This window comes from Wolbachia endosymbiont of Tetranychus urticae, from assembly GCF_046529255.1.
Classification (GTDB): Bacteria; Pseudomonadota; Alphaproteobacteria; order Rickettsiales; family Anaplasmataceae; genus Wolbachia.
This window is the reverse complement of record NZ_CP114181.1, coordinates 1581203-1596137: the sequence shown is the minus strand read 5'-3', so window position 1 is coordinate 1596137 and position 14935 is coordinate 1581203. Positions and strand designations below refer to the sequence as shown.

General features: G+C 34.6%; 12 protein-coding genes and 6 pseudogenes. 6 read left to right on the top strand and 12 right to left on the bottom strand.

The genetic code is table 11. The annotated features are described in order from the left end of the window. Positions 1-6 precede the first annotated feature (6 nt). A pseudogene (locus O1Q06_RS08380) lies at positions 7-213 on the bottom strand (transposase); the annotation flags it as partial. 87 nt (positions 214-300) lie between these two features. On the opposite strand from O1Q06_RS08380, the pseudogene O1Q06_RS08375 reads away from it, so the two are divergent. Further along, positions 301-1167 (top strand): annotated as a pseudogene (locus tag O1Q06_RS08375) (IS982 family transposase). Between the two features lie 12 nt (positions 1168-1179). On the opposite strand, the pseudogene O1Q06_RS08370 reads toward O1Q06_RS08375, so the two are convergent. Together O1Q06_RS08370 and O1Q06_RS08365 are read right to left on the bottom strand one after the other, a co-directional pair. Then, positions 1180-1983 (bottom strand): annotated as a pseudogene (locus tag O1Q06_RS08370) (IS630 family transposase); the annotation flags it as partial. Positions 1984-2035: 52 nt separating this feature from the next. Continuing rightward, complete coding sequence (locus O1Q06_RS08365; RefSeq protein WP_410542651.1) at positions 2036-2626, bottom strand: hypothetical protein; 591 nt, start codon at positions 2624-2626, stop codon at positions 2036-2038. Positions 2627-2755: 129 nt separating this feature from the next. Here O1Q06_RS08365 and O1Q06_RS08360 point away from each other — a divergent pair, with 129 nt between their 5' ends. Beyond that, on the top strand, positions 2756-4081 hold the full coding sequence (locus O1Q06_RS08360; protein WP_410542650.1) for a phosphomannomutase/phosphoglucomutase: 1326 nt from the start codon (positions 2756-2758) through the stop codon (positions 4079-4081). A gap of 130 nt (positions 4082-4211) precedes the next feature. Here the strand turns inward: O1Q06_RS08360 and O1Q06_RS08355 are convergent, their stop codons facing one another. The 3 genes and pseudogenes from O1Q06_RS08355 to O1Q06_RS08345 all read right to left on the bottom strand — a co-directional run. Continuing rightward, positions 4212-4799: a CvpA family protein gene (locus tag O1Q06_RS08355; RefSeq protein ID WP_007302502.1), complete on the bottom strand. Its 588-nt coding sequence runs from the start codon at positions 4797-4799 to the stop codon at positions 4212-4214. A gap of 57 nt (positions 4800-4856) precedes the next feature. Beyond that, complete coding sequence (locus O1Q06_RS08350; RefSeq protein ID WP_410542649.1) at positions 4857-5453, bottom strand: riboflavin synthase; 597 nt, start codon at positions 5451-5453, stop codon at positions 4857-4859. 40 nt (positions 5454-5493) lie between these two features. After that, positions 5494-5902, bottom strand: a pseudogene (locus O1Q06_RS08345) (hypothetical protein); the annotation flags it as partial. Positions 5903-5964: 62 nt separating this feature from the next. On the opposite strand from O1Q06_RS08345, the gene O1Q06_RS08340 reads away from it, so the two are divergent. From O1Q06_RS08340 to O1Q06_RS08325, 4 genes and pseudogenes are all read left to right on the top strand, one after another. Continuing rightward, positions 5965-6345 carry an IS630 transposase-related protein gene (locus O1Q06_RS08340; protein WP_410542537.1) on the top strand — a complete coding sequence of 127 codons (381 nt, stop codon included), beginning with the start codon at positions 5965-5967 and terminating at the stop codon, positions 6343-6345. A 24-nt stretch (positions 6346-6369) separates the two neighbouring features. After that, a complete protein-coding gene (locus tag O1Q06_RS08335; protein WP_410542566.1) occupies positions 6370-6714 on the top strand; it encodes a transposase in 345 nt (114 codons plus the stop codon). Positions 6715-6758: 44 nt separating this feature from the next. Then, a complete protein-coding gene (locus tag O1Q06_RS08330; RefSeq protein ID WP_410542423.1) occupies positions 6759-8213 on the top strand; it encodes an IS4 family transposase in 1455 nt (484 codons plus the stop codon). 137 nt (positions 8214-8350) lie between these two features. Continuing rightward, positions 8351-9322 (top strand): annotated as a pseudogene (locus tag O1Q06_RS08325) (IS630-like element ISWpi10 family transposase). A gap of 47 nt (positions 9323-9369) precedes the next feature. On the opposite strand, the pseudogene O1Q06_RS08320 reads toward O1Q06_RS08325, so the two are convergent. The 6 genes and pseudogenes from O1Q06_RS08320 to O1Q06_RS08295 all read right to left on the bottom strand — a co-directional run. Then, positions 9370-9914, bottom strand: a pseudogene (locus O1Q06_RS08320) (IS982 family transposase); the annotation flags it as partial. A gap of 306 nt (positions 9915-10220) precedes the next feature. Next, positions 10221-11219, bottom strand: coding sequence for a porphobilinogen synthase (hemB, locus tag O1Q06_RS08315; RefSeq protein WP_410542648.1), 999 nt, complete (start codon positions 11217-11219; stop codon positions 10221-10223). Continuing rightward, positions 11212-12237 carry an NADH-quinone oxidoreductase subunit NuoH gene (gene nuoH / locus O1Q06_RS08310; RefSeq protein WP_410542647.1) on the bottom strand — a complete coding sequence of 342 codons (1026 nt, stop codon included), beginning with the start codon at positions 12235-12237 and terminating at the stop codon, positions 11212-11214. The genes hemB and nuoH overlap by 8 nt, the downstream gene beginning before the upstream one ends. Next, complete coding sequence (locus O1Q06_RS08305; RefSeq protein WP_410542646.1) at positions 12221-12580, bottom strand: hypothetical protein; 360 nt, start codon at positions 12578-12580, stop codon at positions 12221-12223. The genes nuoH and O1Q06_RS08305 overlap by 17 nt, the downstream gene beginning before the upstream one ends. Before the next feature lie 73 nt (positions 12581-12653). Continuing rightward, positions 12654-14723, bottom strand: a complete 2070-nt coding sequence (gene nuoG / locus O1Q06_RS08300; protein ID WP_410542645.1) for an NADH-quinone oxidoreductase subunit NuoG — start codon at positions 14721-14723, stop codon at positions 12654-12656. After that, positions 14708-14920, bottom strand: coding sequence for a hypothetical protein (locus O1Q06_RS08295; RefSeq protein ID WP_410542644.1), 213 nt, complete (start codon positions 14918-14920; stop codon positions 14708-14710). Before O1Q06_RS08295 ends, nuoG begins: the two co-directional genes overlap by 16 nt. Between the last annotated feature and the right edge of the window lie 15 nt (positions 14921-14935).

Sequence of the window (14935 nt, the reverse complement as noted above, 5' to 3'; positions counted from 1 at the left end):
TCATTATTAATGAACCAAATAAGAAGCATAGCAGAGTTGTTTAACCGTGGAAGGGGAAAGAGAGGTAATAAATTTACACAAAGCGCATTCAAGCAGAACAATTGTATCGTAGATTTTATTGCGTAAAATGTTCTGTTTTATATATAACCAAAACCTCTCAACAGGATTGAGTTCAGGTGAGTATGGTGGTAGGTATATAATTTCGATATTTTTAACGCTAATTCTGGATTAAAAAGAGAATAGAAAAGTCAGGAGAGTAGGGTAAACTCAACAAATAGAAAAAAATAGATGAGGTTACCCATGGAAGATATAACAAAACTGTTTTGTCTGGTCGATGATTTTTGCAGAGATATAGAGAAAAATTTTGCAGATAAACTACTGCCAAACGGTAAAACCCACAAGAGTGCCAGAAATGACACATTCGGAAATTATCACAATAATCCTCCTGTATCAGCAATCTCCCTGTGAAAATTTTAAGGCTTTCTACCTGCATTACCCAACATTGCTCTACAAACAGAGTTTTCGAAGTTGCCTTCATACACTAGGTTTGTTGCTCTAAAGCCCAGGGTTTTGTGGCATTTAGCCATGCTATTACAGTGCCTTTGCGGATGGTCAGAACTTACTGGAATCTCATACATAGATACAACTCCTATTGCAGTTTGCCATGCAAAAAGAATATCAAGAAATAAGGTTTTTGCTGGAATTGCAAAATTAAGCAAGAGTACATATGGCTGGTTTTTCGGCTTTAAACTACATTTGATAATTAACGAGAAAGGTGAAATTCAAGCTTTTACGCTTACAAGAGGTAATGTTGACGATAGAGAGCCTGTAGCAAACCTAACTAAGAAATTAACCGGTCTTTTGTTTGGTGATAAAGGCTATATTAAAAAAGAGCTTTTCCAAGAGTTGTTTAACCGCGGTTTGAAACTTGTTACCAAGGTGAAAAAGGGGATGAAAAACGCATTAATTTCACTACATGAAAAGATTTTGCTGAGAAAAAGGTCGATCATTGAGACGATTTTTGGCTACCTCAAAAGTAGACTTGAAATTGAACATACTCGCCATAGATCTCCCGTTAATTTCTTGGTTCACATCTTTTCTACTCTTATTTCCTATTCCTTGAAATCCAAAAAGCCTTCCATTTCCTATACTTTCTTCCTTCCTTAATCCAGAATTAGCGTTTTTAGGTGCCTTTAAATTTTTTGACTTATGCCAACTAGCGCAATCCATCAAGAGAAAAGCCTTTCGTATTCCTAAATATTACGACATCTGTTCAAGGAATATATTTATACAATCAGTGTTGACGTTTGGTGCAAATAAGCTAAAATTCTCTCCATTTCTGGGATTAACTGCACTATAGAGATAAAAATTTTCCCTACCTAATTTTACTTTAACCTGTGTCCTACTGCCTTTTTTAAACCACCCATGTCCAACTTTCGAATGTGTACCAAACCGTGATTCATCGAAGAAAAATAGCTCTTTTTCAGAATGCATGACAATAGTTTCATTGAGGTTTTTTTTAAACTCCTCTTGCTTGTTTTTATCTTGTCCACTATGAACTGGTCTTGGTGTGATATATGAGAATTTCATTCTTTGCATATTACGATGTATTGCGGATTTGCTGATATTCAAACCAAATCTTTCTTGGATTCTTATTCTCATTTCTCTAATAGTAATATTGGGGTTTTCCTCTATCCACAACTCAATTCGTTCAAGTTGACTTTGGTTCAATATAGTTTTTCTACGGCGTTGAGGTGGAGCAAATAATTTTTCTTCTCTTCCAAATTTTATGTGCTTTATCCATGTAGTAATTGCCTTTCTCGAAATGCAACATATTTTTGCTACAGCTGTTATACTGTGCTTTTTTGCTGCAATTACAGCATTTAGTTTTTTTGCAACATACGCATTATTTCTTACTCTCTTCAGCATCTCTTTTGCTGATTTCACCACTTTTTCATCCAATAATTTTGATCTTAATGCCATCTAAACCTCGCTATTTTACTTACTTCAGTATGGCTTTTTTTTCCATTATTTTCTATTCGTTGCTTGTATAGCGGGAATTGGTATTAGAACTTACTTCTACAGTCATGCTACAATCTATGCTATTGCCTTTAGAATCCTTAGCTTGCCAGTTAATGGTCATCTCACATGAGCTTGAACCAGTAAAATCATAGTGCCTTTCGCTGCCTTTTTTGGTTGCAGTTATTTGACTATCTTTCCCCAAAGATAGGTTATGAACCTTACCTTCGTCGCTGGCTCTTAAAAGGGCGCTAATCTCTATTGGTTTTTCTTTATTTTCAAACCTAATTTGAAAGTCATTATCTTTTGTTGTATATACTAAGAAATTTTCACCTGGTAGAGATTCTTCAAATTTTTTATGTGTTGCGGTTATTGATTGCTCAAACTTTTGAAACTCATTTTCCCACTTTAAATTTATCTGTTCTTTAATGTCCTTATCTTTGCGTAAAGGGCCAATAAAATACCAAATTAAGTTTTCTTCCTCTAATTTTTTTATAAAATCCTGAAAATTGTTGCAAGGTTCAATGAAACTTAAAATATCATTTTTCTTTTGCTCATCTACATCTAAACCTTGATTTTCAGTTACAAGTAAATTTTCTTTTGGCATAATTTTTATTTTTAGAGAGCTATATTATAATATTAACATATTTTCTTAAAAAATCAACTAATTTTATAGTTAAATAAACTTGAGTATTTGACGGGAATGTTATATATTAACCACTCCAAGAAGTGCAGTATGGACAATAATATTATAAGAAAATACGATATTAGAGGTGTGGTAGGCAGAGACCTGCAAATCAGTGATGGGTATGAAATAGGTAGAAAATTCGGTCAAACTGCAGCTAACGTTTGTGTAGGCTATGACAGCAGGATAGATTCACCAAGTATAGAAAAAGAATTAATCAGAGGCTTGATTTTATCCGGTGCGAATGTTATACGCGTTGGGCTCTGTTCTTCACCTATGCTCTACGCTGCAACAATGCAGGCAGATCTTGGGATTATGATCACTGCTTCTCATAATCCCAGAGAATATAACGGCTTTAAATTTTTCAGTAGTAAAAAAGTTTACTCAGATCAAGAAATGAAGGAAATTATAGGCAATACAATTAAAAACAGCACGAAAATTGGAAGCTTAATTAACACGAATATATATAGTGAGTACGTTAACATATTAAAAAATGCGCTCAAGAATAACGCTACACAAAAACTAAAAATAGCTTGGGATTTTGGCAATAGCCCAACAATTGTAAGGTATATTGAAAAGATTTTACCAGATCATATACACATCGTAACCAATAGCTTTATAGATGGAACGTTTCCACTGCATGACCCAGATCCCATAGAAGAGAAAAATCTTGCTCAGTTAATAGATATTGTCAAGAAAGATAAATGTGATCTTGGTATTGCACTTGATGGTGATGGTGATAGGGTACGCTTGATTGATAATAAAGGTAATGTTGTTTCCAATGATCACTTGTTTATGATTTTTTCACGTGAAGTATTGGCGGAACACCCAAAAAGCAAAGTTATTGCCAACGTAAAAATGAGTATGAAAGTGCATGATTTTGTTAGCAAATTAGGAGGACAAATAATTACCTGTGCCACTGGACACTCACTAGTTAAGAAAAAGATGGTAGAAGAAGGAGCAAAATTTGCCGGTGAACTCAGTGGGCATTTTTTCTTTTCTGAGCTGGGTTTCGATGATGGACTATATTCTGCTGTTAAAGCCATTGACATTTTACTTAAGAAAAACCAAAGCCTATCTGAGATGATTGAAGATTTGCCAAAGTTATATATCACTCATGAAGTAAAAATTGTAGTGAAGGATGAGAAAAAGTTTCAAATAATTGAGTCAGTAAAGGAGACACTAAAGCAGAAAAATATTGTATTTTCAGAGCTTGATGGTATTAAGGTAACCGATAATAAAGGTTGGTGGCTTCTTAGAGTATCAAATACGCAAAACTGTATTACAGCAAGATGTGAAGGAAATACCTTAGAAGATTTTGAACTCACTAAAAAAGTTTTGTTTTATTACATTGATGAACTAAAGTTATACATTTAAATTTTTTTGATGATTTACTTATTCGTCAATGTCTGCAGTTTTGTTTCATTAGTCATAGGAATTGGTAACCTATGGCGAATTGCTGTGGATAATAGCTGTCTAGGCTAGTTTAGCTATAGAAAATCAACACTCACTTTTCTTTATTGTTTTGAGGTTTTTCTTGATCAACCATTTCCTCACCAATCTCTTTTATCTTTAGTATCAATGACTCTGGTACATACATGTTAATTACTTCTTCTGTTGTCACAAACAAAGCCTGATAAGAGTGTGAATTTATTATCCAATTGGGCAATATGTCTTCTGCGTCTATTTTAGACTCTCCCTCTTTTTTATCATATACTGTGTGGCAATATAAGTGCACAGCAAAAAATAGTACATAAGAAAGCAATATTCCTCTGAGTGCTCCGACAAAGATTCCAGTAACTCTATCCATTAATCCCAACCTTATAGGTGATAATATGTACATTAGCCAGTTATTCATTGTCATGAATGTAAGATTAAGTATAATAAATACAGAGATTGTAGAAAGTATGTTTTGTGTAACTTTAGAGTTAAAATACTTACTATAATTTATAATAAAAAAATCATAGTAACTAGCTGTCAAAAAGACTGATAAGAGCAAGAACATTAATGCACATAGCTCTTTTATAAAACCTCTAGTTATCGATATTATTACACACAAGACAATAATAAAGATAATTAGGCTATCGAAAAACATATTTTATATCTATATGATTTTCAAGATATAATAGTTGTAAATAACAAAGTTGTAAAATTAATTGTATTGATATTTTATCAGCTGGTCTAAGTACCGGGCAATCATATCAACTTCTAAATTTAGGTAATTACCTGTTTTATTATGCTGAAAAGTTGTGTTTTTCCATGTATAGGGAATTATATTCACAGTGAATTCTTGATCGACAACTGAATTTACTGTAAGGGAAACTCCATCTAGCGTTACAGAACCTTTTTTTGTAATAAATTTAATTAATTCTTGTGGGCATGATAGTCTGATTTCATGAGATTCTAAATTTTGATTGATTGTTAAAATTTCTGTTGTGTCATCCACATGACCCTGAACCAAGTGGCCGTCAATTCTGTCACTCAGTTTCATTGCTTGTTCTAGGTTTATTTTTTTCCCTGTTTCCCACGTATTTAAGTTAGAAACCTTCATGGTTTCTTGAGATACTTGAACTGTGAATACATCGTTCATTATGTCGACAACAGTTAAACACACTCCGGAGCAGGATATTGAATCTCCTTTGTTTATAGAGGATAAATTTTGTGTCTCAATATGGAAGATTTGATCAGAGTTAGGGTGGATAGTGATATCAGTTATAGTGCCAATATCTTGGATAATTCCTTTAAACATGCAATAAAATAAATAATTATATCACAAAAGATCTTATTTGTTAGATGTGCAAAGGAAGATCTTTTTCACTTATCTGCTCAATAGATTCTACAGAATATTCAGAATATAGAAAGTAAGCCAGGTTCAAAACGCACAGTGTAATTAATATCGGTAACCCTATGTTTAATGTTAGACCGATACTTTTCCTTTTTTTCTGTTGGCACCAATTCCTTTAAAATTGACACTTTTCCCAGTGGCAAGTGCCATAGGCAGAGTGCTGATATAGAAGCTGCTACTAAAAATAGACAAAAATAAGTCTCTTTCGAAGAAAACACGATTTTTAACAGCGGTTTGAAAGCAGTTTTAGTAGCTGGTGGAGTTATACTTGTTACTGGTGAAGGGCTTGTGGTTTTATTGGGTAAAGGATTTTCACTTTCATGAGAAACATTTTTAGGCTGTGGAGAAGGTTGGCCTGCAACTATAGTATTTCCTAAAGTAAATGATAAAGGTATAATAGAGTATTTGAGTTATAATGGCATATAGTGTGGATTTAAGGGAAAAGGCAGTATTGATGATAGAAAAAGGGAAGACAAAGGTTGAGATAGCAGAGCTCATGGAGATAGGAATAGCAACGCTGTACCGCTGGTTAAAAAAGAAAGCTGCTGGTGAAAGCCTAAAGCCATCTAAAAACGGTAGCTTTATTCGAAAAATAGACCCAAAAATACTCGAAGAATATGTTACAAAGAATCCAGATCATACTCTGGCAGAGATGAAACAAAATCTTGGATTTGGAATAAATTCAATTTGGTATAGACTAAAACAGCTAAAAATTACTTTTAAAAAAAAGTCACACTATATCAAGAGCGCAATCAAGAAGATAGGCAGCAATTTATTGATAAAATCTCAAAAATAGACCATTCCAGCATCTTATATATAGATGAAGCAGGAGTTGATAATAAGTTATACCGAGAATATGGACGTGCTCCAAGAGGAAAGAAAATTTATGCAGATATTCCAGCGAGAGAGAATCAGTATAGTAGCCGGGTGGATTGGAATGAGATTTATTGCACCAATGACTTTCAAAGGTGGGTGTGACAAAGAGGTATTCAATATATGGTTGGAGAAACCTAAATTGCCACTTGGCACAACCATAGTTATGGATAATGCTACATTTCATAAGACCACTAAAACAAAATCATTAATAGAGTCTTTTGGCTGTCATGTGCTGTATCTTCCAACATATTCACCAGATTTGAATCCTCACTTTTACCCACAAGTATAAAAAGCAAGTAAGATAGAGAAAAATATACTTAAGATGAGGTAAAAATGTGTGAAGTAAATAGAAATGTACAATGTGCTGATGGCTTAGGAGATAAATGGCTAGAAAAAGAGTTGAGACATGTTAATCTGGGAGATGTAAGGCTTAATACAAGACTTATTAAAACAAGCTATTTAATAGAGAATAAGGCGTCTGGGTCAATTAGTCAAAGCTGTGTAGGATGGAAAGAAGCTAAAGGTGCATACAGATTATTTAGCAATGAGAAGCTTGAAGCTAAGGAAATTTATTCTTCCCATTATAAAGAAACTATGGAAAGGATAAAAGGAAATGAGCTGGTATTTTCAGTTCAAGATACAAGTTATTTGGATTTTGACTCTCATATAAAGACTAAGGGTCTAGGTAGTATTTCTAAAGCCTATACAAAATATAAAAAGGGTTTGTTATTGCACAGTAACTTAATGGTTAACAAAGACGGATTACCTTTAGGGCTATCTTCTCAACAGTGTTGGGCACGTTCTATCAGGGAAGAAACAGCCCAAGAAAAAGCAAACAGGAAATACCGTACTGCTATAAAGGAGAAAGAAAGCTATAAGTGGATAGCGGCACTAAAAGAAACCCTAAATAACCTCGCAGAAGGTGTACAGCTTGTTACTATTGGTGATAGGGAAGCAGATATTTTTAAGTTTTTATGGACTGTTGAATCATTGGACAGTTTTTATGTAATCCGCAACCGAACTAATAGGAAATTCATCTGTATTGAAGGGGGAAAAACGGATTTGCAAACACGTATAACTCAACTGCCTGTAAAAAAGGAAATTGTCTTGAATGTTGCTGAAAATAAATACCAGATCTCAAGAAAAGCTAACATTGAAGTCAGGTATATGAAAGGCTATATACCTATCAGATCTCCTTACATTTATGGATCGAAAGATACAGAGCATAAAATAAGTGATAAAATCGCTATATATGTAGTAAGTGCCAAAGAAACAAATCCTCCTGAAAGAGTAGAAGCTATTGATTGGACTTTGCTGACTAATGTACCAGTTAATAGCACTTTAGATGCTATAGAAAGGATAAATTGGTATAAGCTAAGATGGAAAATCGAGGAGTATTTTAGGATTTTAAAATCAGGATGTAAGGTAGAAAGCTCTCGTTTAGCTACAAAAGAAAGATTAGAGAAATTAATCGCTATAAAGAGCATTATTGCATTTAATATTTTATATTTAACAAAAATCGCTTTATCGAATCCTATGGAGGTTTGTACTAAGGTTTTAAGTAATGAAGAGTGGAAAACCCTTTACATACGTGAGCATAAAGTAGCCAAATTGCCAGAAGAACCTCCAAACATAAAACAAGCTATTATTTGGTTAGGAAAATTAGGTGGATTTATGAATAGAAAAAGTGATAATTTACCAGGAACTATGACTCTATGGCGTGGTTATGAAAACCTCAGGGAAAGCATGGTTATGCTTCGCATAATGACCTCTCAAAGTTGTGGGTAAAAGTGAGATTTGAATCCCATAGAACACTGTTGGCATACCATCAAAAGCCGCCTCAGACCAATTCCCACTATGTAAAGAACAGATAGACAATAATGGGAAAGAAGTGATACTAGAGTAGATAAAATAGAGAGGTATAAATGGCATTAAGGTCAAAACTGTTAGACGAAAAAGTTGTAAATTTGGCGAAAGAAATGTTAAAAAAGGTCAGAAATAACGCATATGTTTCAAAAAAGTTACAAGCGGTGATAGCAGGAAAAGAAAGTAGTATAAGCGCTGTGGCAAGAATATGTAAAATTTCAAGGACTGCTTTGACTGAATGGATAAAGCATCTAAAATTTGGTAGAGTAGAAAAATTATTTTCCCCTTCTCAGCGGCGAAGAAAAAGCAAATTAAACAAAAATCAACGTGAGCAAATTGAAATATGGGTAGAAAGAAATCCAAATATTACTATTAAGGAAGTGCAAATAAAAATCTCAGAGGAATTTGGCCTAAACATTAGCAAATCAACAGTGCATCGTGAGATACAAAGGATGAAGTTTTCTTATATAACACCGAGGCCAATTCACCATAAACAAGATAAAAACAAGCAAGAAGAGTTTAAAAAATACTTCAATAAAATAGTCAATTCCCACCCTGAAAAGGAGGTATTTTTTTGATGAATCACGATTTGGAACTCATTCAAAAATCGGACACGGATGGTTTAAAAAAGGGGTCAGAACGCAGGTTAAATGAAAATTGGTAGACAAAATTTCTATATCTACAGTGCGGTAAATCCAAGAAGTGGTAAGAAAATTAGCCTACTTGCTCCATATGTAAACACTGATTGTATGAATATATTTCTGGAGCAGATGTCGAAAGATTTAGGCACGAAAAAAGCCTTTCTTGTAATGGATTGTGCAGGCTGGCATAGATCAAAAAGTTTGAAAATTCAGAAAAACATTACCATTATATACTTGCCTCCTTATTCACCAGAACTGAATCCTGTTGAGAGGTTGTGGCAATATATCAAACACAATACTTTACGCAACAGAGTCTACGATACCATAGGCTTACTTGAAGATGTTCTGTGTAATTTTATTGTCAGTATTTCCAGTGCTACTATTAAATGAGTTTGTAATGTTTCTTATTTGTTCGATTAGTAATGGAATTTGGTATTAGTTAGGTTTGCTACAGGCTCTCTATCGTCAACATTACCTCTTGTAAGCGTAAAAGCTTGAATTTCACCTTTCTCGTTAATTATCAAATGTAGTTTAAAGCCGAAAAACCAGCCATATGTACTCTTGCTTAATTTTGCAATTCCAGCAAAAACCTTATTTCTTGATATTCTTTTTGCATGGCAAACTGCAATAGGAGTTGTATCTATGTATGAGATTCCAGTAAGTTCTGACCATCCGCAAAGGCACTGTAATAGCATGGCTAAATGCCACAAAACCCTGGGCTTTAGAGCAACAAACCTAGTGTATGAAGGCAACTTCGAAAACTCTGTTTGTAGAGCAATGTTAGGTAATGCAGGTAGAAAGCCTTAAAATTTTCACAGGGAGATTGCTGATACAGGAGGATTATTGTGATAATTTCCGAATGTGTAATTTCTGGCACTCTTGTGGGTTTTTTACCGTTTGGTAGTAGTTTATCTGCAAAATTTTTCTCTATATCTCTGCAAAAATCATCGACCAGACAAAACAGTTTTGTTATATCTTCCATGGGTAACCTCATCTATTTTTTCTATTTGTTGAGTTTACCCTACTCTCCTGACTTTTCTATTCTCTTTTTAATCCAGAATTAGCGTTTTAAGCGCGATTTGGCTGAACGTAGAAAAAATAAAAAAGACATGCAGCCGCTATAATTTTATGTAATTTGCCAATAAATACCTGAGTTTCTTACTGAATTTTTGTTGTTAAATCTGCAGAGATTAAAAACAAGGATAAATAATTTTATTGATATGATAAGGAAAGTGGGAAGGTTTGTCAAGTCACTTCGGCCAGCTACCTACTTAAATGTTCCACACTGCTAAGTAGATACCAAATTTTTTGCAACATCAAGTGCATCATAGGTAAATATTGCACTTGCACCTGCACGTTTAAAACCAATTAAGGACTCATAAATCACTCTGTTATAATCCAGCCAGCCATTATTTGCTGCAGCTTTTATCATTGCGTATTCACCGCTTACTTGGTAAGCAAAAATCGGAAAATTAAACTTTTCACTTGCTGTTTTTATTACATCTAAGTATGGCATACCCGGCTTTATCATAATAAAATCTGCACCTTCATCTATATCCATTTCTATTTCGCAGATTGCTTCACGTGCATTTCTATAATCCATTTGATAACCACTTTTGTCGATGAAATTTGATGATGCGCACGAACCGACAACTTGCCTGAACGGCGCATAGAAGCTAGAACAGTACTTTACTGCATAGGACAATATTGACACATTCTGAAAGTTATTATCATCCAATGTTTTTCTTATTTTTCCTATCCTGCCATCCATCATATCAGAAGGAGCAACTATATCGCATCCTGCTTTTGCTAAAACAAGTGCTTGCTTACATAATGCTGACACAGTCTCGTCATTTTCTACATCTATCCTACTGCTTTTTAAAATGCCATCATGACCGTGAGTAGTGTATGGGTCTAGTGCAATGTCTGCAATAATGCCAATATCCAGTACATTTGATTTTACAGCACAAATTGCTTTACAGATTAAATTGTCAGGATTGTACGCTTCCTCGGCGTTTTCAGATTTTAGTTTACTATCAACTACAGGAAAAATTGCAACAGCATTAATCCCCGAGTCCTTAGCTTTCTGAATTATAGAAATTAATCCATCTATTGAATAACATTTGATATCAGGTAAGCCAGAAATTGGCTCAATTGTTTCTTCTCCGTCATAAACAAATAAGGGAAAAATCAAATCATTTACTGATAAAGTGCTTTCACTTGTTAAATTGCGAATCCACTTGCCTGAGCGCCTACGCCTTAACCTTGTATTTGGGAAATTAAACATTGGATCCAGGCAAATTCCCAGTAAAAAGCAACACTCCTGAAATGAGTATTACCCAAAGTACCGATATTGGCAAAAATACTTTCCAACCAAGACGCATTAATTGATCATAACGATAACGAGGTATTGTAGCTCTAATCCAAACAAATATAAACAAAAGTACAACTATCTTCAAAACAAACCAGATTAAACTAGGAATTTTATACAGCAAACTAAGCTCTAATGGAGGATACCACCCTCCTAGAAAGAATATTGTCATCATAGCGCTTGCTAAAATCATATTTGCATATTCTCCCAAGAAAAAGAGAGCAAAAGGCATTGATGAATACTCGACGTTATACCCAGAGACGAGCTCTGCTTCAGCTTCTGGTAAGTCAAATGGGTGACGATTAGTTTCGGCAAGCAAAGAAATAAAAAATATTATTCCTATAGGCATTAGTAATAAATCAATCCAAAATGGCATATTATGTTTCGCTACCACCATCTCTCCAAGATTTAATGTGCCAGTTGTAATAACAATTGTAGCAACTATTAGACCTATTGAAACTTCATATGAAATCATTTGAGCAGCTGACCTTATAGCGCCAAGAAATGCATAATTAGAATTACTAGACCAGCCTGCAATAATAATGCCATATATTCCCAAAGAGGATATAGCTAGCACATAAAGCACTCCAACATTAATATTTGATATTACCTTAGGGATTATTACCTGCTGTCCATTTTCTGTAATTATTTCAGCTCCAAATGGTATAACTGCCCAGGAAATTAATGCTAAAATAAAGGTGAGCATTGGAGCCATAATAAACAGTATGGTGTTTGCTCTAAATGGTATTATCGGCTCTTTAATTATCAATTTGATAGCATCTGCAAATGGCTGTAGTAGCCCAAATGGCCCTACTACACTTGGACCATGCCTTAGTTGAATTGCACCAATAACTTTACGCTCAAAGTACACTAAATATGCTACTGAAAGCAAAAGTGGAATAAGAAGAAAAAGAATATCAAATATCAAGTACATGCAACCCTAAATCAAAAAAATAGTTCATAATTGTGGCAATAAAAAATACAGCAAATGCTCTAGACACAAAAGACAATGTCCCTATTGAAATCAACAGGACAACACTTTTCTGTACAGCATTTAGCTTAATAGAATAGTAAAATGATATGCATATGAATGACACTAGTGAAATCATAATTAAGATCATTGTGAGAGGCAAATAATTCCCTCTTCCCTCGGTAACTATAATAAATGTTATTGCCATCCATACATATCCTTCCGTAAATAGTGCAATAATATCATTGATAAAATCAACTAGCTTATAAACGAACTGTTTTTCTAATGTATTTTGTTCTTTACACAAAAATATAGAGTTTAATTTTCGTTGAAAATATACCAGAGTTATTAGTAATAATGGTGTTAGAATAAATAAAATATTAAGTAGAGTGTTCATAAAAATCCTTAGTACAATCTGCCATTATTTTTGAAGCGCGACCTATTGAGTCTGTCATATAAAAATTACACTCCTTTAAAGTAAAAGGCGTATTACTTAAATTTATTTTACCATTGCTGATTGGTACCCATGTATTTTTTACCACTTGATCAACACTTCTAAACTGTGGACCGATAGTATCTAATTTTTTTCTCACATCAAATAAACTATCATATAACAAGGAAAGGCTCAAATATTGGGATAAATTTTTAATAATCAACCAATCTTCCTTTGCTTCACCAGGAGGAAAAACAGCTAAATTTGTTCTCTGTACTCGCCCTTCAGTATTTACATAAGTTGCATATTTTTCTGTGTATGCAGCTCCAGGTAGAATGACATCTGCTATATGCGCTCCCCTATCACCATGGTGGCCTTGATAAATTACAAATGTATTTTCTAATTTTGATGTATCAATTTCATCTGCACCAAGAAGATAAACAACTTCCACCTCGCCACTTTCTGCTTGCTTTAGTATTTGACTAACATCTTTTCCATCTTTTTTAGGAACAAATCCAATATCGAGTCCACCAACTCTTGCTGCAGCCTTATGCAGTACGTTAAAGCCATTCCAGTTATCTCTGATCATGTTAAATTTTTCTGCAATTTTGCCAGTTAGCGCTAAAATTGATTCAGAATCATCTCTTACTAATGCATCTTGACCGATGATGAGCATAGGATTTGAGGCAACACTCAGCAGCTTGCAAAATTTATGATTTCCTTTTGCTATTTCGTCTAAGATATTTGGGTTATTGCCTAACCTCTCAACATGGTATAAATACTCAACGTTAGGGCCAATGCTTGCAATAGGAAAATTGCCTTGTAAATATCTCTTTCTCAATCTTGCATTAATGATTGGTGCTTCTATCCTTGGATTCGTATTGATTAGCAAGCATAAATCTGCACTTTCTATACCCTGAATAGTGGTATTGAACACATAAGATCCACGATTACTTGATGTAAGATTTGCACCATCTTGCCTGCAGTCTATATTCCACGAATCAAGCTTCTGCATCACTTCTTTGAGTAGAAGCATAGACTCACAATCTGCTAAATCACCTGCAATTGCAGCTATTTTGTTTGATTTCGCACTCTTTAGTTTCTTTGCAGCAAAAGCCAATGCTTCATTCCAATCAACTGGAATTAATTTGCCCTCTTTTTTTATATAAGGTCGATCGAGGCGTTGTACTTTGAGTCCATCGTAAGCAAAACGAGTTTTGTCTGATATCCATTCTTCGTTCACTTCTTCGCTCAGCCTTGGTAATATTCGCATAACTTCCAGGCCACGATAATCAACTCTAATGCTACTTCCCACAGCATCCAGCACATCTATAGTCTCACAATGTGATAGCTCCCATGGACGCGCTGTAAAGGAGTAAGGCTTTGAAGTTAAAGCCCCTACCGGGCAGAGATCTATGATATTTCCAGATAATTCAGAGCTAATATGCCTTTTTATGTAAGTGCTAATCTCTACATTTTCTCCCCTTCCGATTCCTCCAAGTTCATTTGTACCTGCAACATCAGACAAAAATCTAACACATCGAGTACAATGAATGCATCTATTCATTACAGTTTCAATCAGCGGACCAAAATGTTTTTTTGGCACAGCTCTTTTATGCTCATCAAGTCTGCTTATTCCTTTCCCATAAGCCATTGTTATATCTTGCAAATCGCACTCACCACCTTGATCACAAATTGGACAATCAAGTGGATGATTAATTAGTAAAAATTCGAGTACTCCTTTACGCGCCTTTTTTACCTTGGGAGTATCGGTACGAATAACCATACCCTCTGCAACTGGCATTGCACAAGAAGCTACTGGTTTTGGAGGGCCACCCTCAACTTCAACCAAACACATTCTGCAGTTACCAGCAATTGCTAAACGCTCATGATAACAAAACCGCGGAACTTCAACGCCCACAGCTTCACAAGCTTGAATTATAGTGAGCCCATGCTCTACTTCACATTCCTTAGAATTAATAGTAACTTTAACCACAACTACTATACAGCTTCCCACTTTATAGGATTGCCGCTCACCTCATCTTCAACTAGATTGCCGTCATCGTATTGAGCAGACATATAATTCATGCGCGAGTCACGATCTATATATCTAACAGGTTTTACCGGTTTATCTTTATACATTTTTTGCTCGGCTTTCTTACGCTGAGTAGGGTTATTTTTACTAGCTGTCTTTGCTTTTCCACCTACTGCCATATAAACTCCTAAAAA